The following is a 19,916-nucleotide window of genomic DNA, read 5'->3' on the forward strand; positions in this document are numbered from 1 at the left end:
GAGACGAACGTTGGCAGCCGTGGCGGTCGCAGGGATCGCCGCAGCGAGCCTCGCCGGATGCGCAAGTGGCGGAGGGGCTGGTGAGTCACCGACGGCTACGGCCGAGGCGCTGCTGACTGCGCTCGCAGACGGAAACGTGGAGCAGGTGCAGGTGCTGACAGGGATGGAAGCTGGCGACCCGATGCTCGCGCTCCTGCCGCAGGCGACGGAGAAGATCAGCGAGATTGAGGTTCTGACGGCCGACCCAGAGAACTTGGACGAGATCGCTGAGGTGGACCTTGATGTCGCCTACACACTCGGCGGCGAACGTCACGAGGGCAGCGTGCGGGTGAAGAAGGAAGGCGAAGAAGGCTCAGAAAGCTGGATTGCTTCGGCTCCGACGGCCACTGTGCAGACGAAGGCCAAGTCGTCGTTCTCGGTCGGCGACGCCGAACCATCATCGAGTTGGACGCTCCTCCCCGGTGTCTACCCGGTTGCCAGCTCGGCAACTTTCGTCAAGCTCGAATCGGACTCGGTCACTGTCGCAGCAGAAGCGTCCGGAACTGCGCCCGCGATCCCGGTCGTACTCGACGAAGAGGCTTTCCTCCCGGCGGCTCAGGCGGCAGTCGAAGAGGCTTTGGCAACATGCCTGGCAGACTTCGACCCGAACCGGACGACGCCGGAATGCAAGGGCTCTTACGCGGACATTCATCGCAACGGCTCCAGAACCACGGTGACGCTTCAGGGAGAAGTTCCGAAGCTCGCCGTTGCTCTCGCGAGCAAGAACGGCGACCAGCTTCCGACAGTCAACCTCCTCGCTGACGGTCCGGTGACCATGGTGGAGTCTGGGGCGTCGAACGTCACGCGGACGGTTGACTTCGATGTCGCCGTCGTACTGAACGCCGACGGAAGCAGCTTCGCCTCTATCAAAATCACGGACTAATTTCGGCCCGCACCAAACACCTGCACCCCGTCTCGAAACGTCGAGACGGGGTGTTGTGCTGTATGCGCCACTCGCACAGCAATGGCTCACGATCCCCGCAATCACGCCAGCGGCAATGACCCCGCGTACTCCCTGTGTACGCCGGACCACCCGGCACCACCACCACAGGAAGCAGAACACCATGTCCACAACAGCCACCGCTACCAACACTGCCGTGCTCGTCCACACCGCCCTTCGACTCCGAGACCTTGCCCTCTGCGAGGGCGCTGAGCTGGCCCTCCGTGTCGGCGAGGAGGGCCTCGACGGCGACCTCCGCGCCGACCTCCGCGAGGAGCTGGCGATCGCAGGAGCACATGCTCGGGGCCTCGATAGGTTCATCGAGCTGCTTCTCAACAGCGACCTCACGGGAATCCTCGCGGCCCTGATCGAGTCGAGTAGCGAGCGCGGGCTCGGCGACTCCGATGAGGCCGTGCGCGCCGAACTGCTCTGGCAGATGCTCAGCGATTTCGGGGCGTACGTGGTGGAGCACTGGAGCGTGGCAGACCTGGCAATCGCGGTGACCGAGGAAGATTTCCTGGGCGACGCCTACCCGTGAGCCACTGTCGGCTGGGTACACCAATAGGGGACATCCACTGCCGCCCGCACCACGCACCAGCGCCCCGTCTCGAAACGCCGAGACGGGGCGCTGGTGCACCCAGCAGCCCAGCTCAATCGTTGAGAAGATCGACGAAGGCGAGGTGACCGCCCTGGAAGTCGTCGATGTTCCGCTCCGCTTCGGGTGGTTCAAGATAATCCGGCCAGCGCGTTTGCTCCGACCAACCGTGCGCGGACGCAACCTGGTCGGACGTGAGCCCAACCGCATCCTTGAGGTTCGCGTAGTAGAGCTTCGCGCCGGTCAGATTCGCGCCGGTCAGATTCGCTCCCACTAGGTATGCCCCGGACAGATCGGCGTAGTCGAGACCAGCATGAGACAAGTTTGCGTTTCGGAAGTTGGCGCTGCGGAGTTGCGCCGAGTAGAGGCCCGTGCTGGTGAGGGTTGCCCCGTCCAGAATGACTTCCTTGGCGAATAGTTGATTCATGTTTGCGCCTGCGAAGCTCGCACCGCGAAGCCTGAGCCGGAAGAAGTTCACGGAGTCGAGCTCCAATCGTGATTCCGGCTCTTGTCTTCCGGTCACCCGCCCGAGCACCTCTGCCGCTGCTGCCACATCAGCGGGCACGTTCGGTGGCTCCTCGGTGCCTACAGGGCGAGAACCGTGCTCTCGGAGGAATGAGGCCAGGACCGACATCACGGCTTGCTGATCTCGCGCAGAATCCTGCGTGATTCGTTCCAGGGCGTGGATGCCGCCAATACGCACGAAGGCGCTCTCTCGGTCGCTGAGTTGGCGCAAAGCCTCAACATACATGGACGTGACATGCTCATCGCTCTCGCGGTCGGCGCGCGCTTTGGTCACTTCGTCGCGGCTGATAGTGAGGAACAGGGTGATGACCGCCAGGACTCCACCGGCCGCAAGCAAGACACTCTGTCTGGCTGATGCAACGGCCACGAGTCGCTGCGAGTCGGATACCTTGCTGCTCGACGAGATTGTGAGGTCGACGAGAAAGTCCGGGAGAAACAGTATGGCTATCACTGAGACGACCAGGTAGATACCGATGCCAATGACCCAAGGTCTACGCCCGTTTACGGCCCATAGGTTTCGCACGGATCAAGAATAGGGCGACCGACATCGACTCGGATCTGTTCGACGCTCCGACTCAAACTACCGGCGGCCCCGGACACCTTCGCGGTGGCCGCCTATTCCAGCGCTGCTCCGTCGCTGGCGCTCTGTGCCGCCTCTGCTTCCTGTCGCCACCGCTCGGCTTCCATCTCCGCCGCGATTGCTTCGTCCTTGCAAGTGCAGACAAACAGCCGATCGGTGTAGTCGTACTTCGGGTGCCGTTGAGAAGCTTGCCAGTCGAGGAACCTGCGCATGAGGGGCCATGTCGTCACTCGATGCCAAAGACTCGGACGAGCGAGCCACTGTCCAGTCGCCCAGACCGCTAGGGAGGACTCAACTCGACGAACACGCCTGCCGTAGCGACGCTCAGCCCGTTCCAACCGCTTGCGCGACTTTTCGAAGACCCTCCACAGGACCTCGTCGTCCTCGCCGAAACTCTGCCCAGTGACTACGTCCATGCGTCTCTTGAAGTCGTGGACGGCCATTCGCTCGGGATCGTAGATGTAGCGGGCTTCGTGATAATGCCAGAAATCGTGTGCCGCCTTTGCCTCTCCTTGTAGGCGAAAGTGCCAGTTGAGTAACCACTCACGCGCCCAGGCGCTTCGCCGAGGCTGGAGCAGCATCAGGTCAGGCGATTCCTCGACGGCCCAGTTGATGGAGTGCATTTGGTAGTCGTGGGCAACTCTCGTGTGCGGCGGCACGAGGCGCATGAACACCCTTGGTGGACCGTCTGTCGGATACGGCGGATCGCCGATCCCGAACACCGCTTGGAGCTTCGCTTTAGCCCAAGCCTGCCGGGCCTCAAGCGCTTTGTCGCTCCGACTGAAGGTTCGTTGGATGATCGGTCCGAGCACTGCTCCTATGACTCCAGAGAGGGCACCAACCAGCACCACGACCCAGAGAGGGTTTGTGGGCTCTGCACCATCGAGGGCTGTCGCAGCATTCATGGTGGAACGTTACGACGGTCATGTGCTCGTGTGCGAATCTGCATGCCTGGGCGCGGCAAAGCCGACGGGAGGGTCGTGGTTAGGTCGTCAGGGAAATCGGCCAACATCCAAGACCCCCAGCCGCCTCAACACCTCGCGTCTGTCGTCGCCGAGCAACTATCGACGGTTCTTTCTCTGCGATCCAACGCCGAACCGGGAAACGCCGAGACGAGCGCTACTGCTTGCTCAGTAGCGGGTTGCTCGCGCGATCAAGACGCGCTGCGCGACGAAGCGGAGAATGTCAATGTCGTGTTCCAGGGCGGCGGCCTCCGGCCCGGTTGGGAGGAGTACGTCTTCGTAGCCCCCTCCATCCATCTTGGAATGCACGATGCGGCAGCGGATCGCGTAGACCCTGTTTGCGAATTGCTCGCGCACGTCCGATTGCTGGTTGGTGAGCGAGAGCTTCTCAGTCCCGCGAATCTTCTTGTCTTTCGTGAGGGCCTTCAACCGACCTTCATCAGCCGACAGGAATTCGACGAGTTGCTCTTCCCTGACGCACGACTGGATGGTGGCGCGGAGCTGCTGACGCTCGCTCTGTGAGCCGTCACCTGCTCCGGCGAGTGCGAGCAGGCGGGTGATGTCGCGATCTGTAGATGGGTCGAACGCCGGATCGAGGATCGTCGACCGAAGGTCGTGCACAGCACGAGCGCGAGCGAAGTAGCTAAAGAAATACTCGACCGACTGGTAGTACGCGAGGAACTCCAGTGTGGGCAGTTGCCCGCCCTGCCGCCCGTACTGGTACAAGTGCAGGGCCTCGGCCGCGTACTCGTTCCTTGGAAACTCTGGCACCTTGGTGGAGTCCTCGAAGGGCATCACTTCGCGTCGTCGGTAGCGGCGCGGGATGCGAAGCGGTAGGCCGTAGGTCACGTCGAACTCGAACGAGATGCGGTGGATGGTCTCTTCCAGCAGCTCTCTGGCGAGATCGTGAGTCAGCTCATTGGCACCTGTGATGCAGACCATGTTCCCGGCAGGGTGCTCCAAGACTGCGCTGGCGAGTGCGGTCCCCGGGAGGAACTCGACGCCCAGGCCTGACTGATGATCTGTCAGCTCCAAACGCCATGCATTGCGTACCAGACGCGGGAACTCGTGTATCGACAGGTGGTGGTCCAGCTCGCTCGTTTTGAACTCCACTCCGGGCAACGTGCTGAGGCGACGCGACCGCACAGGGTTGTCCACGAACGCCGTTATCGTGCCTGCGATGGGATCGAAGAACGCGGCGAGGTCGTCGATGAGCCGGATGTCCTCGAAATTTTCCTCCAGCAAGTCATCTACGTGATCCTTCGGAACGCGAACTGTTCGTCGGTCACGGTCGCATGGAAAGTCGATGTAGACGCCGACGATCATCTCGCCGTCGCCGTACTCTCGGTCGACGCAGATGTGAACGGGCAGGTCGGCCGCCTGTGCGCGATTCTGGAGAGCCTGAAGTTCTGGAGTGAGCCTGTCCAACTTGGGCAAGTCGAGATGATCCGTCATGCTCCGACGCTAGCAACGACGGCAGCCACCGTGTTGCCACCGCCTACTCGGCCTCGGACAGAAGCCCCAGCGTGAGCACCGCCAACAGGCCACCGAGGATGTCAGCGAGCCCGTCGAACGACTGGTCGACCACGGCCTCAACGCCCCGCGCCTGCCGCCGCTGAGCGACTGCGCCCGCCACGGCTGCGCCGCGTGCGCCGAGCGCGGACGGGGGAGGGGAAGTGGGGTTCTTGCCGCCGTCGCTCGCCGCAAGCCAAAGCAGCGCGTCGGTGGCTTTGTCGCCGAGCGTTGATGCCCAAGTCGGCTCTTGCTGGCCGGTTCCGCGCTGCTCCTCGATGAGCCCGTCGAGGGCCAGTAGGTCGGCTTCCAGTTCGTCGACTTCGGCTTCCTGCGCCAGCACGCTTGCGTCGCAATCGGCCGCGTCGGTCAGGCGAACCATGCGGGCCTGAGCTGCGAGCGCTGCGGCGCTGATTGGCTGCCAGTTTTCGAGTTTCTCGGCAACGTCGAGGGCTTCGGACGCACGCTCCTTAGCGCGCATTCGGCGGGCTTGTCGAGCTGCGCTTTCGACGCTGGTGTCCCGACGCTGACAACGCCTTCCGCCGTGCTTGGAGTCCCTGCACATCAGGCTGCCTGCCTCTCGTTGTCCGGTCCCTCTGAAGCGACTTTCGGAGGTGCGAGTCGCGCGAGAAGTTTCGACGAGATCGTGTCTGCTCGGGCTTCGGAATGCCCTCCGTCGACGAGCGCCGCACGGAGTTGTTTTGCAATCTGCGGAGCGAGCACTGGGCGCACCTTCGGAGGCAGCCGTTGTGAGATGAGCACGAGGAGATTCTTCGACCAGACTGCCAGCTCGGCGGGGTCGGTGGACACAGGCGGAACGAGCTTTCCGGGAGCCTTGATCTTGCCGGGATCGGGGTGCGCGGCACGCAGCACGGAGCGCAGGAGCTTGCCCGCCTCGCGCACCTTCGCGGTGTGCTGCTTGCTTGCCTCGGCGAGGTCGGCGGCAGCCTGCTCGCGAGCCTGCTCGGCTTCGGCTTTGAGGCGTCGGGCTTCGCCGTCGGAGTGCGTGCGGGCGTGCTCTGCGACCTGCTCGGCGGTGATGCCCAGCTCGCGCAGGCGCTTGCGGGCAGAGGCCCGGGCAGAGGGGCTCAGTCCGGCGTCGACATCGGCGATCTGCTCCACTGCCCACAGCCACACAGCCATGCCCAGAGCAGCCTGGCCGTAGTTCATGCCCGGCAGGGTGACCGCGCGAATCAGATCGGCCAGCGGTTCCGCCTGCCCAGAAGCCAAGGCGTGGATGCTCGCCTCCCGTGCCCACTGGTCGCGGGCATCCCCGCTCAGCGTCTTCAGTCGGTAGACATGGGCTCGGCCAGCCCCGGCCGCCCTGCGCACCTTGGTCACCCAGCGCGCGTCTTCGAGGAGCGTGAGCATCCTGCTGCCGGTCGCGCGGCCCATGCCGAGTTCGGTGGCGATCCACGAACCCGTGGCGAGGGAACCAGACCAGCCCTTGTCGGTCGCCGCCTTGATCTCTGCGAGGCCCATCACCGCCAGGGTTGCTTTCGCTTGCGGGTGCTGCCGCGCTGTGACGACGTTGTCCGGTCCCCCAAGAGTGAGACGACCGACAAGACGACGAGCTGCCGATTCGGCCAGCCGCTCCCGCTCGCCAAGACCACCCGCCTGCCCCGAAGGCAGGATGCCTGCGGCGAATGACGAGTGCAGGCGGAGAGCCTTGTTCCAACTGCTCCGCGAGCGAGCCTGCGCAGCAACGGCCGGGACGCCGGACCGGCGGCACGCGTCACGGATGGCGTCGAACGTCTCGTCGGGACGGAGGCGAGCCAGCACAGCGAGGAGGAGGCGCTGACCGTGCACACCCGACGCCGACGGCGTAGTACGCGCGTCTAGCGAGCGGATGACAGCAATGAGGTCAGACACGTCCATAGGACGATGATAGCTGGTGAATCTGAGAGGAGCTATATCAGGCAAGGACGTAGTCCGTAGCCTGATTATAAGCACACTTTTCGGCCTTCTGCCTCGCAGTCGTCCATCAAGTCCATACGGACGTTGTCCTGGCCGCTGGGACTGGCGAGCCAGCGCGGGAGGACGGAGCTTTGCTCCGGCCAGGCGGAGGCGAAGGGGAGAGCAAAGGGCAAGCGTCCGGCTCCGCAGCGGGGCAGGCGCAGCCTGCGGACCGGCGGGGAGTGCAGATGGCAGCGAGTGAAAGCGGAGACAGCCAGGGACCAGCGACCAAGGCCGGTAGCTACCAGCAGAGCTGGAGCTGGCGGGGCGGTACGGAGCGATGCGCGCGACGCGTCGCGTGTTCGTCGTTCGTTCGGCGCGGTGCTGACGCACCGCTACCTCTCTCACTCCTCACTCCTACCGCCATCCTCAACCGGGCTGCGCCCGCACCCACCGCTTGCCGCCCGGCCCGACCTCGCCGCGCATGCAGAACGCCCCGCCGGATTTGATCCCGGCGGGGCGTTGGTTCCTGCGAAGTTGCGGCCTACGCGGCGATGCTCTCCGCCTCGGCAGCGACCCAGCGCTGGAGGCTGCTGCGCGGAACCGCGAGACGCTTGGCCGTGCCCGCGACACTCGCGCCAGCTTGAACGGCGGCCACGGCTTCGGCACGGCGGGCGGCCTGCCCGTCCTCGTCGAGGTCGGCGTAGGCAGTGGTGCCCGAACCGGTCGCGGTCACCGTGCTCACGGCCTTGCGGGCAGGGCTGCTAGGTGCAGGGCGAGCAGGCGCTGCGGACACCGGGCGGGCAGGTGCTGCGGACACCGCCCGGGCAGTCTGCACACCAACCTCGGGCACGTCCTGCTCAATCTGCTCGGTCACCTGCTCAGCGTCGACGGCGGTCGCGGGCACCAACACCTCGGCGGGCTGCTCAGCGCGCCCGGGCACCACCTTCTCGGCGTCGCGCCCGACCCGGCGGGCAGGCCGCTCGGTGTCGTTCGACGGACGCGTGATCGGGGTCTCACGGAGGATGAACGCGCGCGGTTCGGCGGACTGCTCAGGCGCTTCCGTTGGTCCCTGCTCGACGTGCTTCCCGCGCTTCGGTGCGGGCGCAATCGCGAGGTCGAGGATCGCGTGCGTGCTGGCGAAAACCACGCTCGGGAATGCACCGGCAACGACGGCTCCAGCGATGGCAGTCGCGGCCACGGAGTTGGACCCGAGGAGGACGTGCGCGACCTGCGCGGCGACGGAACCGAGAGTGAGAATCGCCAGGCAGCTCCACGCGAAAACCGCGCCCTCTCCGCGCGCTCGGCGCACCACGGCGACGAGGCTGAAAACGAGGATGCCGCCGTCGACGATCACCGGCACGAGCGCCGACATCCAGCCGGGAAGCAAGGCCCACTCGCCGACGGCCATGAGGCCGGGAACGCCTGCCGTGAAGCTGACGATTCCGAGTGCGGCGACGAGCGCGGTAACGGCCACAACGAGGGTGCGGGTATCACCGTGCAAGCGGGTGCTGGTGTTGGACATGGTGCGCCTCCTCGGGCGTCGAAAGTGGGGATGCCGGGGCGACGGTTGCCGCCCTGGCAGGGGACTAGGCCGCGTGTCCGGACGAGCGAAGTCGTGTCATCGCGACCTCACTGCTAGAGCTACCTGGGCGGGTCGCGGCGACCTCGCGCAGTGCGTCCTGCGCCTTGCCGAGCCAGGACGCGACGAGGTCGACCGTGCTGTCGGAGATGGCTGGAACCGTGAACACCTCGCCCTCGAACTTCTCGCCAGCGGTGGTTGAGCGGGAGATGCGGTACTGCGCGACTCCTTCGTCGTCGACCTCGCCGTCGAGCATGGCGGACGAATCCAGAGCGTGGTGGCGCTGGAAGTACGACGCCAGTGTGAGCGCCGTGACGCGCTGGCGAATCAGTGTCGGCATGGGCACATCGCGCTGCTCACCCCGGTCTTCGTCGGCGAGCGCCCAGTGGGCGACCAGTTCGTCGTAGCGGATGGTGACGCTCGTCTCGGCGATGTCGACGGAGAAGGAATCGGGAACGCGGACAGTGATCATTTTGGGAGCCTCCTCGGCTTCGGGGTTTTCGGACAGCGCTGCCGCCTCAATCGCGACTCGCGCGGCTTCGGCGTCGAGCCAGGCATTGGCGACCGCAATGGAAGCTGCGTCTGGGGCAGCGACCTTGAATCGGTCGAGGACGGTTTGACCGCTCGGCGTGAGAGCGAGGTAGTGCCCGGACGATTGCACCTGAACTTCCGTCCGAGGGGTGAACTTGCGGCGTGCGAAGACGCGGGCGGCCGCAAGCATCAGTCCCTCACGAGCGTCGGGGACGCTACCGGTGACCGTCTTCAGAAAGGCGGAGCGAGTGACCTGCGCTTTCCCGCCGCCGACGGACAGGGTGAGGGTGTTTCGGGTGCTTCGCATGTTGGCCCTCCTTGGGCTGTTGATCGTGCGGGGGATGCCGGGGCGGGCGTGACGCCCGCCCCGGCCGGTTGCTACTCCTCGTTGGGCTCTCGCGCGTCGCGGTAGGGCTCCGGGTCGAGCGGGCCGTAGCCGTCCGTGTCCTTATCGGTTAGGCCGCCGTCGAGGTAGCCGAATGCGTCCTCCAGGGAAACCTCGACGGCGGCATCAACTTCCTCGAACGTCGTCGAGTCGGTGATGTCCAAGAGGTCGAGCGCGGAGCGCAACTCGCTCTCATAGATCGCGTACGCCTCCTCGGTAAGCGCGACCAAGAAGCCTTCCCAGTTGTCGTTCTCGCCGTCAAGGTCGAAGGCATCGCTCTCATAGTTCGGCGTGTTCGAGCGGATGAAGTCGTAGTGCCTGGCAGGGTCCGTCGTCGGGCTGCCAACCGCTCGCTCGATCTCGGCGGCGAGGTCGTCGTAGTTGCTCATGTTCGTGTCCTTCTCTGTGGTGTCGCCCGCTGGTCGCGGTGGCGATGAACATAGCGTACCATATAGAACACCGAAATGTCTTCAAAGTCTCTCCCTCATAATGAACGGATGCCCATGTCAGACCCCCTCGCGCATGCCCAGCACGAACTCGCTCGCGCAGTCGCACTCGCACGTGACCTCCCTGAAGGCGACCCCCGCGCCCGGCTTGTTGCGACCGCACAGATGGAAGTTGAGCTGCGCGAGGTTGGCTTGCAGGAGGCTGTCGACGAGGCTCGCGGCTTCGACCCTCCGCTCACCTGGACAGAGATCGCCGAAGCGCTTGGTCTGTCTTCCCCGGGCGCAGCCGCTGCCCGCTTCGGCCCAGGTGCTGCGGCGAACCGAGCGCGCGCCGCCGAGCGCTCTGCTTCCCGTTCGGCCATCGCGGCGGATGTCATTGCCGACCGCCCGAAGCCGGACCTGCCCGGGTGGTCGCTGGCGGAAGCCGCCGAAGAACTCGGTATCACTCTCGCCGCTGCTCGCGTTCGTCTGGCGCGTGCACGGAAAGCCGCGCGCGAATCGTGCACTGAGGCTGAGCTGGAGGCCAGGATCGAGCGCGTCAGTGGCGGCGTCGGTCGGGCTGCCGTGCGCGTGCTCGACCTCGACGTTCTTCGTACTGGCTCACAGCCCACTCACAGTTAGTTACATATAGATTACCTATAGGAAGCCCGGTTTGCCCTGGGCAAGTTTCCTTCTCCAAGAGACTGTGGTGGTCTGGTGGGAAAGGCTCCCGAGATTCGTCTCGGGAGCCTTTCTGTTTGCCTAGCGGAAGAGTCGTCGCATGTGGTTGACCTGCTCCGGAGTGAGGCTCCATCGTCCGCCCTTGCCTGGTCCCTCGTAGTGCAGTCGGAGCCGGGCGCGCAGTCTCTTCTCGTCGATGTCGAGTTCGTCGGCGAGCTGCGCCGGAGTTGTCGGCGTAGGGCGGCCGGTCTGAGGCGTCCGTGGCGGTTCGGGCGCTGGTGCTGCCAGTGCGGGCTTGCTCCGTGGGGACACTGTGCGTGCTGCCATCCATGCGCGAACCTCATCGGCCATGGCTGCGCGCGCTGCTTTGAGTCGCGGGTGCGGGCAGGGGTTGCGTCGGAGGTTCAGCGGGGGAGTCCAGGCGCGGATGATTGCCGTCTCGAATCCCTCCTGTTCCGCCAGTGACAGGGCTACTGGTTTTGCCCACACCGCGATGCTGAGGTGCTGATGCATCCACTCCGTCAGTCGCTCGTCACCGTCGTCAGCCAGGCCGTAGTTCGCTGGGCGCTCTGGCTTGTCCGGATTTCTTGGTACTGCGCGGAGATTGAGTGGCTCGCGCAGCAGGGCGGCGAAGCTACGGCGCACGGTTGAGCTTCCCGTGCGCGTAGAACGTCCGGGCAGGGCTGCGAAGTGGTCGCCGAGTTCTCTCGTGCGCAGGCTGTCCTCGCTCTTGCCGACGTAGAGGGCGCGGCTAACTTTCGCTTCCAGTCCGAGGTCTCGCCAGGCTCGTTCGTCTCCGTAGATCGCATAGAGGCCCGGTGATGCCGGGACATGCGCGGCTGCCTCGGCCACTGGCCAGGTTGACCCGGAGAGGGCTCGGAGTGCGTCGGCTGCGGCGTCCATGCCGCCGACGGTAGCAGTGGCCATGGACAAAACTGCGCTCGTCGTTTTATTTCGCTGTTCTATATGATACATTTAGGACATCGAAACGGGACCGACCCGGACGGAGAGGAATCCAGCCATGACCGCCACATCCCCCAGGAAGTCATTCCGGGACCACCTGCCCAGCATCGGAATCCCGCGCCCGCGACCCATGCGCCGCAGCACCTTCTATGTCCTCTTCTGGGGCGGCCTCGCTATCGCAACTGGCTGCGCATCCCTCGCCGCTTTCACCCACCTCGCGTCCGAGGCCGACGCTGCCGCCTACCGCTCGCCTGGCCCACTCCCCGTCGTCTACGTCGACCAGAACGCTGACCCGGCACCGACTGCCGACGCGCCCGCCCCGGGCGTCGACCCCGCCGCGCTGCCCGACCTGTCGGCGGCCTTCGACGGTGCTGTGGTCGCGGCGGCGGCACCAGCGCCAGTCGCTGAGCCTGCGGCGGTTGCTGACGCCGAGGGCATCACTGTCGAGTACGCGGGGGAGACCGGTGGCGAGGCTGCTGCGCCTGCTGCTCCGGCCGCCACTGGCGGCGGCATCGACTACTACTACACGCTCGACGGATACGCGAGCACGCTTTCGCAGGGCCAGGCCATGATCGACGCCTGCACCGGTGGTGTCACCGAGATGGGTTCGTATGAGGCCACGCCTGGCCTCGATGATGTGTTTGCTCTGCACAGCCACTGCGGCGGCGATGCGATCACCTACGCGCCGAACGGCACCACGGTCGCCATCGGCTCCGAGGTCTACTCGCTCGGCCCAATCGTCGCGAGGCTCTCAGCGTTCGGCAACACGTCGGACGACATCCCGACCGGCTACGACGGCCTCTGGCAGTCCTGCTACAACGGCGCGAGCGACATGGCTTTCCGCTCGCTGACCCTCGTTCGCTAGCCGCTCGCCCCTTCCTCTCCCCATCCTTCTCGACAGAGAGCAGCATTCGCATGTCCGAAACCTTCGCGCCCGCAGTCCGCATCGAGCACCTCGGTGAGACCGGCTACGCCCTCGCCCACTCGCAGTATTGCCCCGCGCTCATCCCGATTTTCAAGGCCCACGGCGGCCGCTGGCAGCGCGACGCGAAGGCCTGGATGATTCCCGCCGCCCGCGTGGAGGTGCTGGAGGCCGCGACCGCGCAGTACCGCTCGGCGCACGCGTCCGGTTGGATCGCCGCCGGGGGCTACGTGCTCCCGCTCGACACCGTGATCCCCGGGGTCTCGGTCGACGAGGACGGCAACTTCTGGCAGATCGTCACTTCCGACAGTCGCCGCTTCTACGACGATCAGGCCGAGGAATGGGTCGAAGACTGGGCTGCCGTAGTGGTGATCGCAACGGCGGAGCAGGCTGCTGATGCAGCCGCCAAGCTCGCGGCTGAACAGGCTGCTCGGGATGCGAGGCAGGCGCGCACGGAGGCCCGCCTGTTCATCGAGGGCACGGCGGCGAAGGAGCGCGTGGACCAGATGCTCTTGCGCGACTTCGGGGCCGTCCAAGCGACATTCGAGCTGCGCAACCTGGGCACCGATCCGAGGCTCGGCGGTCTGAGTGCTCACCTCGACCCCTCGCGCGGCCTCGCATGGATTCGCTCGTGGTCGGCGACGATGGACGAGCGGCCGGACGTGGATGTGGCCCGCGCGATCACACTGACGGACGAAGTGCGCGAAGCCATCGAGGTCGCCGCCGCCGAACCGAAGGAGTGGGGCTGATGCGGGCGCGAGACAGCCTCGCGTCCGCCGTTCTCGGCCTCGCGCTGCTCCTCGCAGCCCCAGCCGCCGCCCTGGCAGCACCACTCGGCGGCGACTCTCCGTCGAACACCGGCACCGTTTCGGTGGCCCAGATCGCCGCAGAGCAGCGCCAGTCCTATCGGACGCCAGCCCTCGCACCCGCCGCCCTCCGCGACGGCGCGGGCGTCTCCGTGACGGTGCGCCCGGCCGTGATGCTGCCGACGAGCGGCCCGATCACCGACGACTTCGGCCCACGCATCAGCCCAACGGCCGGTGCTTCGTCGGACCACCAGGGCATCGACCTGGCCCCAGGCGCGGGCACGCCGATTGTCGCCGCCGCAGACGGGGTTGTGACCGCCATGCAGCCCGTTGACAACGGCGGCCTCGGCGTGCACGTCATCGTCGAGCACCCAGGTCTCGGCGTCCGCACCGTGTACGGCCACGCGCTTACTCGCTCCATCGCTGTCGAGGTTGGGCAGCAGGTGCAGGCGGGAACGCAGATTGCATCTGTTGGCAACACCGGCACCTCGACGGGCGCTCACCTGCACTTCGAGGTTCGCGACCTCGCGACCGGGGCAGCCTCCGACCCGGTGGCGTGGCTGGCCGGTCACGGAGTCGGGCTGTAGCCATTCCTGATCGGTAGCCTGAAGACAGCGCTCACGTTCGGAGTGCGCCGGACAGATGGAGTCAGCATGCCGCCTGTAGTCGAGCCTCCTCCAGAACTTCTTGGGCAGCCACTGGCGGCGTGGGCACTTGCCGTTTCGCTGTGCAGCTTCGCCATCGCGTCAATCGCTCTCGTGTGGCAAATCGTGAAGCACTTCCTCGACGGTGGCCGAGTTCGCGTCTACCTCAACACGGCTGTTTGGCAGCCCGAGTTCATGGTTGCGACGAATCGAAGTGGCCGCTTTGAGTTCAAGAACGATCAAGCGGCGCGCGCGGTCACGCATGGACGTGGCCTGGAACTGGCTCAACTGGTCATCGAAAACCCGGGCAAGGTGCCGGTGACCATTTACTCGCCCGGCTTCCTCATCACCGGTCACGGCAAGAAGGAGCACACCGTTTCGCCGAGGAGCTATGTAACTGGTGACGGGTACGGCCCCGACGCGGCCATCGGAGATTCGGTTGTTCGGCTGGAGCCATACGGGCGGGTGACCTTCTTGCTCGACTACCTGAGCATCCTGCCGCTCGCCTTCGAGGATGACGGGACGGAGCGAGTCTGGCTTCGAGGCCACGTCGGAGTCGCAGGCCGAACGCGACGGCCGCAGAAGTCATCGCGTCGACGCCGTTGGAGGATCGAACGAGACACCTACACCTCGATTGTCGGCAGTCCGGACTTCACCCCTTTCAGTGTGATGTGGCGGGCGATGTACCCCCAGTTGCCTGAGAAGGTGGAGGACGAAGTCGACCGCCACCCGATGCACGGCAAGCCAATCACTCGCGGGATGTTGCGCTACATCCTTGACGAAGCGATGGCCAGGTTTGAGGTCCGTCCCGAACGGGCTCAGCTAGAGACGGCGTTGGAGGAGATCGCCAAGTCAAGGGACGACAAGTTACCGATGCTGCCGCTCATGCTCTACGAGGCATACGACGCCCTCGACCGCATGGACGGACACCTCACCGGCTGGACAGAAGGCCTGGCGTTCGCGCGAAGGGCTGCGCACCCAGACAACGGGGGCTCGGGGCGTGCGACTGAGGCTCCTTCCGTCAGCGGACCAGCATCGACGCCCGATTCCGATAAAGGAGAGGTGGCAGCTCCACCGAACGACTCAACTCCGTAGAAGTGGCTGTCGAGATTGTCGGTGGCCGATGCGACCCTCACGCCATGGCCGCCACCACCACACTCACACGCACACGCACTCTCGACGACGAGGTCACTGTCGAGATGGTCGACGGGCAGCCCGCCGTCTTCTGGTGGCATCGCTTCCCGTACGTGGTCGAGGGCCAGCCGGTGCTGTTCTACCGGCGCAAACCTGGCCGGTGGTGGGCGGGGGAGGTGGCTGTCACCAGACTCGACGACGAGTTCTGGCGTGTCAGCGCCGCGCGCGACGGGGCGAATGACGAGGCGCAGCTTTACGACCTGAAGTTCGATGGGACGCGCTGGTCATTGGTGTTGGCGTGGTGAGCGCGTCACTATGCTTTCGGCGAGTACGCGTTGTTTCTCGAAGCCGGACCAGGAGGCACCATTGTCGAGTTCTAGTTCAGGCCTTGGGCCACTCGGGAAGCTGCGAAGTTGGACCAATGCCCATCCTGGCTGGACGATCTTCTGGGCCATAGTGATCGCTTTCGTAGCACCACTGGTGTTGCTGTTCAGCCTTCCTCTTGGCACAACGATGGGCGAGGGCATCGCTGCCGTTGCAGCCTCAGTCACGCTCATCACCGCCCTCGCCATCGCGGTCAAGGCAGACGAAATTAGCCGTGCGCAGCTCGACTACCAGATCCGCGATGCGGCACGTCTAGGGCTGACTGACCTCACCACGGGGGAGACGGCCGAAGCTCGCGACATAATCGGTTCGCTCATCTACAACACTCTGGCCCGTCAGACCGCCTCACGCGCAGACGTGATCCGAAGCTACTTCCGGCTGATGTGGGCCATAGAGCGCGCAGGTGCTGTGGTCGAAAGCTTGCGAGGGCACAAGGATGTGCAGAAGGAGGCGGTCTCAGCATGGGCATGGCATCTCGACGAGATCGCGTTCAACGTTTGGCTCATTGGGACGACTGAACAGGCGGACCGTCATCTTGGCCTGGACGACCTGGATGCACGACGGAGAGCAAGCGGTGTTATCCAAGCGCTCAGCTCCGTACGGACCGAGTCCGCAGGCGATAACTGGAGCATTGTGAGCAGCGAGGCGAACTGGACTGACGAGGCTGCGGCCAAGCACGCCCTCCTGCGTTGGCAAGAAGAACAGCGCGAACGCCACCCAGCCTCCAAGGCCCTGCGTTTGGGCAGTCGGATGCGGGTACTCGTTTGAGACTGCGTCGAGATCGTCGGTGAAACCGCAGAACCCCGGCACCAATCGGTGCCGGGGTTCTGCGTCCACACGCGGGGCCCATCGAGGGGGCTTACCGTCCCCGCTGCCATCACAAGCTCGCGTACCGCTGCGGCGAGTTATCGCAGCGCTGTCGAATCTCGGAGGCTCGTGTCAGCATGACTTCATCTGATCCACCGACCGAAGGGGCTCCGATGTCCGCCACAGACCTGAGAATCGAGCACGACGCAGGGGTCATGTACCTGCTCAGAAACCGAAGCAACTCCACCATCACAGAGATCGAACTCCTCGAACCGGCGGGAAACTCGCCCTTCAAGAAGCGCCCACAGGGCGTCACTCTGCGCCCGAACGAAGTTCATCCCTTTTCGCTCATCACGGGGCATCAGGGGCGTCTCCGGCAGCTCGACGCCGTTTGGGATGTGCAGCCGACGCCGGTCCCGCTCGACGTACCACCGAAGGCGAACTAACAGCGTGGAAGCCGCTACCTGGATTGCGTCTATCGCGACACTTATCGCAACAGGCGTGGCCGTGTGGAGCGCCGTCGTCGCGAAGAAGGAGCGCAAAGCGAGCGCCAGAAGCGCCGTGGCTAGCGCAGAAAGCGCCGCCAAGTCGCTCGCGGCCCAGCAAGAACTTGCCGACGCGCTGGGCTCCATCGAAGCCATGCAGCGAGCTGACCGGCGTGTTCTATGGCAGATTGAAAATCACGGTGGCGGCATCTACGAGCTGCTGAACATCGGCAAGGTCAACGCAACCAACGTCAAGCTCACCGCCAAGCCGCGAACCGGAGTCAGGCTGAAGGCCTGGCCCGAGACTGACGTGAAGATCGGTCGCGACGGCGGAAGCAAGAAGTTCGTTGTCGACTACCGGGGAACCACCGCCTCGATCACCGTGACGGTCACCTGCGCCGAAGACCCCGACGGCCAGGAGCGAGACCTGACCCGCTGACACGCACAGAACCCCGACACCGATTCGGTGCCGGGGTTCTGTGTTCTGCACGCGGCGGCCTGCCCGGGCGGGCTACCAATCCCGCCGCTGTCCGAAGCCCGCACCGCTGCGGAGAGCTTTCGCAGCGGTGCGGGGCGGGCCGCCGCGTGGGTCTACTCGGTGACCACCACCAGGTCGCCGGGCGCGATGTTCTCCTCCAGGCTGCGGATGCCGTCCCTTGTCGGGATGCGGACGCATCCATTGGAGCCAGCGCCAGCGTCAGCGTCGGGGCTCATGTAATGGAGCCCGACCTCGCCACTGTTCTCGGCGAAGCTACTCCCAGTGTGGAGGCTGGTCAGCAGGATCGGCTCGCCCTGCGTCCACGGCTGTGCCTCCTCATCGCTGTACTCGGAGACGACGTATCCCATGCCCTGCGGCGTCGCGACCTCGCCGCCGAGCACTAGCTGGCCAATGGTCAGTTCGTGCTTGTCGCCCTTTGCCACCCTCAGGCTGGCGTCGCTGAGGTCGACAGTGATCGTGCGGGGCGTTTGCCACTCAGCGACTGGCGCGAGCTGCTCGCTGGGCACCCAGGCCGACGCCGAGCGGATCGAGGTGTCGTCGCTCTGGCTCGGGATCATCACCTCGACAAGACCGCACGAGTGCGTGCCCGTAACCACGGCAGGCACGGCGGTCTCAGGTGCCCACGGCATCGTCGAGGAGAGTTGATAGCCGGTGGCAGAGAACTTCCCGGGGGAGGACTCGACGTAGATGTCGGCCCCCCTCCCGACGATGCTCGCTGTCCGCGCCTGAGTCGGGAGGGCGTCGGTCGCATGCGCGCCAACGATGGTCGTCGAGGTCAGAGCAGGCTGGGAGCCGGTCACGGTGTCAGATACGCACGATGGATCGAGCGGGCCGACTGCTCGGATGGTCGAACCGGCAGTCGTTGTCTCGGTCGGGGCTGGGCCTGCGGGGGCGGACGCGCACCCGGCGAGTGCGAGAGCCGCGAACGCGAGGGCTCCGGCGGCGAGGGTTGTCTTCTTCATGGTCGTGCTCATTTCTGCGAGGTGCTGCGAGGGGGGGGTGGTGCCCCGGGCCGTCGCGTGACGGCCCGGGGCAGGGGATTAGCCGGAGACGACTGGCTTGGCGGCTGCTGGCGCGACCGGAGCCTGCGGTGCCGGGGTCACCGTGACGGTGGTCGGCGTCGGAGTGACCGGCACCTCGGGCGTTGGCGTCGGGGTTGGCTCCACAGGCACCTCCGGGAGGCGCTCGTTCACGGCGGAGACCGTGATGACCTTGTCGTGGCCCTCGCCAGGCGCAATCTCGACGTTCGTGAACACCGACTCGTCCTGCGAAGTCACCGTGCCATCGGCGGCGATCTCCAGAACAGCGCCGATGCCAGCCGGGTCGATGCCATCCTCGGTCGACACCTCGGTGATCGAGTAGCTCCCGTCGCCGCAGCCGAGGGTTTCGAGGTGAGCGTCGCCGCCGGTCGTCGTGACCTGCCAGGCGTCGATCTCGCCGGTCGCCATCAGGTGAGCAGACACCGACTCGGCCGCTGTCTGGGCCGCAGCACCGGTCTCGCTGTTGGTCACCAGTGCTGCGTCGTAGGTCGGCTTGGCCTCGGCGAGCGTCGCCGTAGCCTCGTCCAGCACTACCTGCGCGGCGTCCCTGTCCTCCGTCTGCACGGCCAGGTTCGCTTCGGCATCGGCAGCAGCCTGCGATCCCGGCTCAGCCGCGTCGACTGCCGCCTGTGCGTCATTCACGCGGAGCTGAGCGGCGTCAAGCACTCGCTGGGCGCTCCCGACCGCGCTGTTTGCGGTGTTGAAGCTCTGCGACGCCGCCGAGAGGTCGGTCTGCGCAGTCATCCAGGCGTCGAAGGTCGAGATGCGCACGCTCTCCAGCGCCGGGTCACGCACTTCCTGCCAGCTCGACTCGCTGATCCGGTGCGTCGACCCTGTGCCGGGCGAATAGACAACATCGAAAGTGGCCTCGACTGGGTTGCCGTCCTGGTCGGTCTTTTCGATCTCGATGACCGTCGCACCCGGCCTGACGAATTTCATGCATTCCGGATAGGCGTACACGGTGCCGTCGTCGGCGCGGGGGAGGACCACGGACTCCCACCAGTTGGCCTCAGCGGCCTGGGCGGGAGCGGCGGTGATGCCGAAGCCGGTGCCGACGAGGGCCAGGCCAACGAAGGCGAGCGCGCCGAGGCGTACGGGGCGGCGGGTGCCGCGAGTAGGGGTTGGGGTCGTGCTGTTCATGTGGATTTCCGTTCGTCGGGGTCGTGCGTTGGTAGGGGTTAGGGGTCTAAGCGCGGTTTGAGAACCGCGAGAGGTAGTACAGGTCGAGGTCGGCGAGAGCCGGGTCGTCTGCCCGGACGGCGAGGGTGATGCCCGCCGCCCTGCCACAAATCAGGACCATGTCGAGGTAATGCCAGCTCAGGGCGCTGGTGGGGTTCTTGCGCAGGTACTCGACGAGCACGCTGGCGTCCAGGACGACGCCGACCGTCGGTGGGAACGTCCCGGGCACGTCGCTGCCCTGGTCACGCACCGCGCGGTGGAGGAGCCGAATGGCGTTGATGGCGTTCTCGGGCGTGATCTCGACGAAGGTTGCGCCGGGGATCGAGTTCACCTCCGCGAGGTAGCTGTCGAGGTCGGCCGCGACCGTGTGGTCGAGCTGCGGGTTCGTTGTCATGGTCGT

The 19,916-nt window shown here is 65.6% G+C and carries 23 protein-coding genes; 11 read left to right on the plus strand and 12 right to left on the minus strand.

All coding sequences use genetic code 11. The features are described from left to right. The first annotated feature begins 181 nt into the window (after positions 1 to 181). Complete coding sequence (locus tag C5B85_RS10805) at positions 182 to 922, plus strand: hypothetical protein (RefSeq protein WP_146077932.1); 741 nt, start codon at positions 182 to 184, stop codon at positions 920 to 922. A gap of 181 nt (positions 923 to 1,103) precedes the next feature. Then, positions 1,104 to 1,517: a hypothetical protein gene (locus C5B85_RS10810; protein WP_104286049.1), complete on the plus strand. Its 414-nt coding sequence runs from the start codon at positions 1,104 to 1,106 to the stop codon at positions 1,515 to 1,517. A gap of 112 nt (positions 1,518 to 1,629) precedes the next feature. On the opposite strand, the gene C5B85_RS10815 is transcribed toward C5B85_RS10810, so the two are convergent. The 8 genes from C5B85_RS10815 to C5B85_RS10850 all read right to left on the minus strand — a co-directional run bounded on the left by C5B85_RS10815 (position 1,630) and on the right by C5B85_RS10850 (position 9,936). Next, positions 1,630 to 2,466: a pentapeptide repeat-containing protein gene (locus C5B85_RS10815; RefSeq protein WP_181064391.1), complete on the minus strand. Its 837-nt coding sequence runs from the start codon at positions 2,464 to 2,466 to the stop codon at positions 1,630 to 1,632. 248 nt (positions 2,467 to 2,714) lie between these two features. Then, a complete protein-coding gene (locus tag C5B85_RS10820; RefSeq protein ID WP_146077934.1) occupies positions 2,715 to 3,584 on the minus strand; it encodes a hypothetical protein in 870 nt (289 codons plus the stop codon). A gap of 225 nt (positions 3,585 to 3,809) precedes the next feature. Beyond that, entirely contained in the window at positions 3,810 to 5,096 is a 1,287-nt protein-coding gene (locus C5B85_RS10825; protein WP_104286052.1) for a hypothetical protein, read from the minus strand. Between the two features lie 43 nt (positions 5,097 to 5,139). Then, entirely contained in the window at positions 5,140 to 5,634 is a 495-nt protein-coding gene (locus C5B85_RS10830; RefSeq protein WP_104286053.1) for a hypothetical protein, read from the minus strand. An 83-nt stretch (positions 5,635 to 5,717) separates the two neighbouring features. Further along, a complete protein-coding gene (locus tag C5B85_RS10835; protein ID WP_104286054.1) occupies positions 5,718 to 7,031 on the minus strand; it encodes a hypothetical protein in 1,314 nt (437 codons plus the stop codon). A gap of 562 nt (positions 7,032 to 7,593) precedes the next feature. Next, positions 7,594 to 8,574 carry a helix-turn-helix domain-containing protein gene (locus C5B85_RS10840; RefSeq protein WP_104286055.1) on the minus strand — a complete coding sequence of 327 codons (981 nt, stop codon included), beginning with the start codon at positions 8,572 to 8,574 and terminating at the stop codon, positions 7,594 to 7,596. 64 nt (positions 8,575 to 8,638) lie between these two features. Next, complete coding sequence (locus C5B85_RS10845; protein ID WP_104286056.1) at positions 8,639 to 9,469, minus strand: hypothetical protein; 831 nt, start codon at positions 9,467 to 9,469, stop codon at positions 8,639 to 8,641. A gap of 71 nt (positions 9,470 to 9,540) precedes the next feature. Further along, positions 9,541 to 9,936 (minus strand): hypothetical protein, encoded by a 396-nt coding sequence (locus C5B85_RS10850; RefSeq protein WP_104286057.1) that lies wholly within the window; start codon positions 9,934 to 9,936, stop codon positions 9,541 to 9,543. Positions 9,937 to 10,050: 114 nt separating this feature from the next. Here C5B85_RS10850 and C5B85_RS10855 point away from each other — a divergent pair, with 114 nt between their 5' ends. Further along, entirely contained in the window at positions 10,051 to 10,614 is a 564-nt protein-coding gene (locus tag C5B85_RS10855) for a sigma factor-like helix-turn-helix DNA-binding protein (protein WP_104286058.1), read from the plus strand. A gap of 120 nt (positions 10,615 to 10,734) precedes the next feature. Here C5B85_RS10855 and C5B85_RS10860 read toward each other — a convergent pair whose 3' ends face one another. Continuing rightward, a complete protein-coding gene (locus C5B85_RS10860; protein WP_104286059.1) occupies positions 10,735 to 11,580 on the minus strand; it encodes a GIY-YIG nuclease family protein in 846 nt (281 codons plus the stop codon). A 94-nt stretch (positions 11,581 to 11,674) separates the two neighbouring features. On the opposite strand from C5B85_RS10860, the gene C5B85_RS10865 reads away from it, so the two are divergent. The 8 genes from C5B85_RS10865 (at position 11,675) to C5B85_RS10900 (ending at position 17,237) form a co-directional block, all read left to right on the plus strand. Then, positions 11,675 to 12,481 carry a hypothetical protein gene (locus C5B85_RS10865; protein ID WP_146077935.1) on the plus strand — a complete coding sequence of 269 codons (807 nt, stop codon included), beginning with the start codon at positions 11,675 to 11,677 and terminating at the stop codon, positions 12,479 to 12,481. A gap of 50 nt (positions 12,482 to 12,531) precedes the next feature. After that, positions 12,532 to 13,287 (plus strand): hypothetical protein, encoded by a 756-nt coding sequence (locus C5B85_RS19200; protein ID WP_181064392.1) that lies wholly within the window; start codon positions 12,532 to 12,534, stop codon positions 13,285 to 13,287. After that, positions 13,287 to 13,931: a M23 family metallopeptidase gene (locus tag C5B85_RS10875; protein WP_181064393.1), complete on the plus strand. Its 645-nt coding sequence runs from the start codon at positions 13,287 to 13,289 to the stop codon at positions 13,929 to 13,931. The genes C5B85_RS19200 and C5B85_RS10875 overlap by 1 nt, the downstream gene beginning before the upstream one ends. 66 nt (positions 13,932 to 13,997) lie before the next feature. Beyond that, positions 13,998 to 15,083: a hypothetical protein gene (locus C5B85_RS10880; RefSeq protein ID WP_104286063.1), complete on the plus strand. Its 1,086-nt coding sequence runs from the start codon at positions 13,998 to 14,000 to the stop codon at positions 15,081 to 15,083. Positions 15,084 to 15,127: 44 nt separating this feature from the next. Continuing rightward, entirely contained in the window at positions 15,128 to 15,427 is a 300-nt protein-coding gene (locus C5B85_RS10885; protein WP_104286064.1) for a hypothetical protein, read from the plus strand. 151 nt (positions 15,428 to 15,578) lie between these two features. Next, complete coding sequence (locus C5B85_RS10890) at positions 15,579 to 16,274, plus strand: hypothetical protein (RefSeq protein ID WP_104286065.1); 696 nt, start codon at positions 15,579 to 15,581, stop codon at positions 16,272 to 16,274. A 212-nt stretch (positions 16,275 to 16,486) separates the two neighbouring features. Continuing rightward, positions 16,487 to 16,759 (plus strand): hypothetical protein, encoded by a 273-nt coding sequence (locus tag C5B85_RS10895; protein WP_104286066.1) that lies wholly within the window; start codon positions 16,487 to 16,489, stop codon positions 16,757 to 16,759. A gap of 55 nt (positions 16,760 to 16,814) precedes the next feature. Further along, positions 16,815 to 17,237, plus strand: coding sequence for a hypothetical protein (locus tag C5B85_RS10900; protein ID WP_104286067.1), 423 nt, complete (start codon positions 16,815 to 16,817; stop codon positions 17,235 to 17,237). 152 nt (positions 17,238 to 17,389) lie between these two features. Here the strand turns inward: C5B85_RS10900 and C5B85_RS10905 are convergent, their stop codons facing one another. The 3 genes from C5B85_RS10905 to C5B85_RS10915 all read right to left on the minus strand — a co-directional run bounded on the left by C5B85_RS10905 (position 17,390) and on the right by C5B85_RS10915 (position 19,910). Further along, complete coding sequence (locus tag C5B85_RS10905) at positions 17,390 to 18,259, minus strand: L,D-transpeptidase family protein (protein ID WP_104286068.1); 870 nt, start codon at positions 18,257 to 18,259, stop codon at positions 17,390 to 17,392. 78 nt (positions 18,260 to 18,337) lie between these two features. Next, on the minus strand, positions 18,338 to 19,477 hold the full coding sequence (locus tag C5B85_RS10910; protein WP_104286069.1) for a hypothetical protein: 1,140 nt from the start codon (positions 19,475 to 19,477) through the stop codon (positions 18,338 to 18,340). A gap of 46 nt (positions 19,478 to 19,523) precedes the next feature. Further along, entirely contained in the window at positions 19,524 to 19,910 is a 387-nt protein-coding gene (locus C5B85_RS10915; protein WP_104286070.1) for a hypothetical protein, read from the minus strand. Between the last annotated feature and the right edge of the window lie 6 nt (positions 19,911 to 19,916).

The organism is Pseudoclavibacter sp. AY1F1, assembly GCF_002931075.1.
Lineage (GTDB): Bacteria > Actinomycetota > Actinomycetes > Actinomycetales > Microbacteriaceae > Pseudoclavibacter.

What these genes read in the sequence shown, in the direction of transcription:
- C5B85_RS10845 (WP_104286056.1), bottom strand. Translation starts at nt 9,469, where the DNA reads ATGCGAAGCACCCGAAACACCCTCACCCTGTCCGTCGGCGGCGGGAAA.
- C5B85_RS10840 (WP_104286055.1), bottom strand. Translation starts at nt 8,574, where the DNA reads ATGTCCAACACCAGCACCCGCTTGCACGGTGATACCCGCACCCTCGTT.
- C5B85_RS10905 (WP_104286068.1), bottom strand. Translation starts at nt 18,259, where the DNA reads ATGAAGAAGACAACCCTCGCCGCCGGAGCCCTCGCGTTCGCGGCTCTC.
- C5B85_RS10805 (WP_146077932.1), top strand. Translation starts at nt 182, where the DNA reads ATGCTCGCGCTCCTGCCGCAGGCGACGGAGAAGATCAGCGAGATTGAG.
- C5B85_RS10850 (WP_104286057.1), bottom strand. Translation starts at nt 9,936, where the DNA reads ATGAGCAACTACGACGACCTCGCCGCCGAGATCGAGCGAGCGGTTGGC.
- C5B85_RS19200 (WP_181064392.1), top strand. Translation starts at nt 12,532, where the DNA reads ATGTCCGAAACCTTCGCGCCCGCAGTCCGCATCGAGCACCTCGGTGAG.
- C5B85_RS10885 (WP_104286064.1), top strand. Translation starts at nt 15,128, where the DNA reads ATGGCCGCCACCACCACACTCACACGCACACGCACTCTCGACGACGAG.
- C5B85_RS10860 (WP_104286059.1), bottom strand. Translation starts at nt 11,580, where the DNA reads ATGGCCACTGCTACCGTCGGCGGCATGGACGCCGCAGCCGACGCACTC.
- C5B85_RS10910 (WP_104286069.1), bottom strand. Translation starts at nt 19,477, where the DNA reads ATGAACAGCACGACCCCAACCCCTACTCGCGGCACCCGCCGCCCCGTA.
- C5B85_RS10830 (WP_104286053.1), bottom strand. Translation starts at nt 5,634, where the DNA reads ATGCGCGCTAAGGAGCGTGCGTCCGAAGCCCTCGACGTTGCCGAGAAA.
- C5B85_RS10820 (WP_146077934.1), bottom strand. Translation starts at nt 3,584, where the DNA reads ATGAATGCTGCGACAGCCCTCGATGGTGCAGAGCCCACAAACCCTCTC.
- C5B85_RS10835 (WP_104286054.1), bottom strand. Translation starts at nt 7,031, where the DNA reads ATGGACGTGTCTGACCTCATTGCTGTCATCCGCTCGCTAGACGCGCGT.
- C5B85_RS10880 (WP_104286063.1), top strand. Translation starts at nt 13,998, where the DNA reads ATGCCGCCTGTAGTCGAGCCTCCTCCAGAACTTCTTGGGCAGCCACTG.
- C5B85_RS10865 (WP_146077935.1), top strand. Translation starts at nt 11,675, where the DNA reads ATGACCGCCACATCCCCCAGGAAGTCATTCCGGGACCACCTGCCCAGC.
- C5B85_RS10875 (WP_181064393.1), top strand. Translation starts at nt 13,287, where the DNA reads ATGCGGGCGCGAGACAGCCTCGCGTCCGCCGTTCTCGGCCTCGCGCTG.
- C5B85_RS10895 (WP_104286066.1), top strand. Translation starts at nt 16,487, where the DNA reads ATGTCCGCCACAGACCTGAGAATCGAGCACGACGCAGGGGTCATGTAC.
- C5B85_RS10825 (WP_104286052.1), bottom strand. Translation starts at nt 5,096, where the DNA reads ATGACGGATCATCTCGACTTGCCCAAGTTGGACAGGCTCACTCCAGAA.
- C5B85_RS10915 (WP_104286070.1), bottom strand. Translation starts at nt 19,910, where the DNA reads ATGACAACGAACCCGCAGCTCGACCACACGGTCGCGGCCGACCTCGAC.
- C5B85_RS10810 (WP_104286049.1), top strand. Translation starts at nt 1,104, where the DNA reads ATGTCCACAACAGCCACCGCTACCAACACTGCCGTGCTCGTCCACACC.
- C5B85_RS10855 (WP_104286058.1), top strand. Translation starts at nt 10,051, where the DNA reads ATGTCAGACCCCCTCGCGCATGCCCAGCACGAACTCGCTCGCGCAGTC.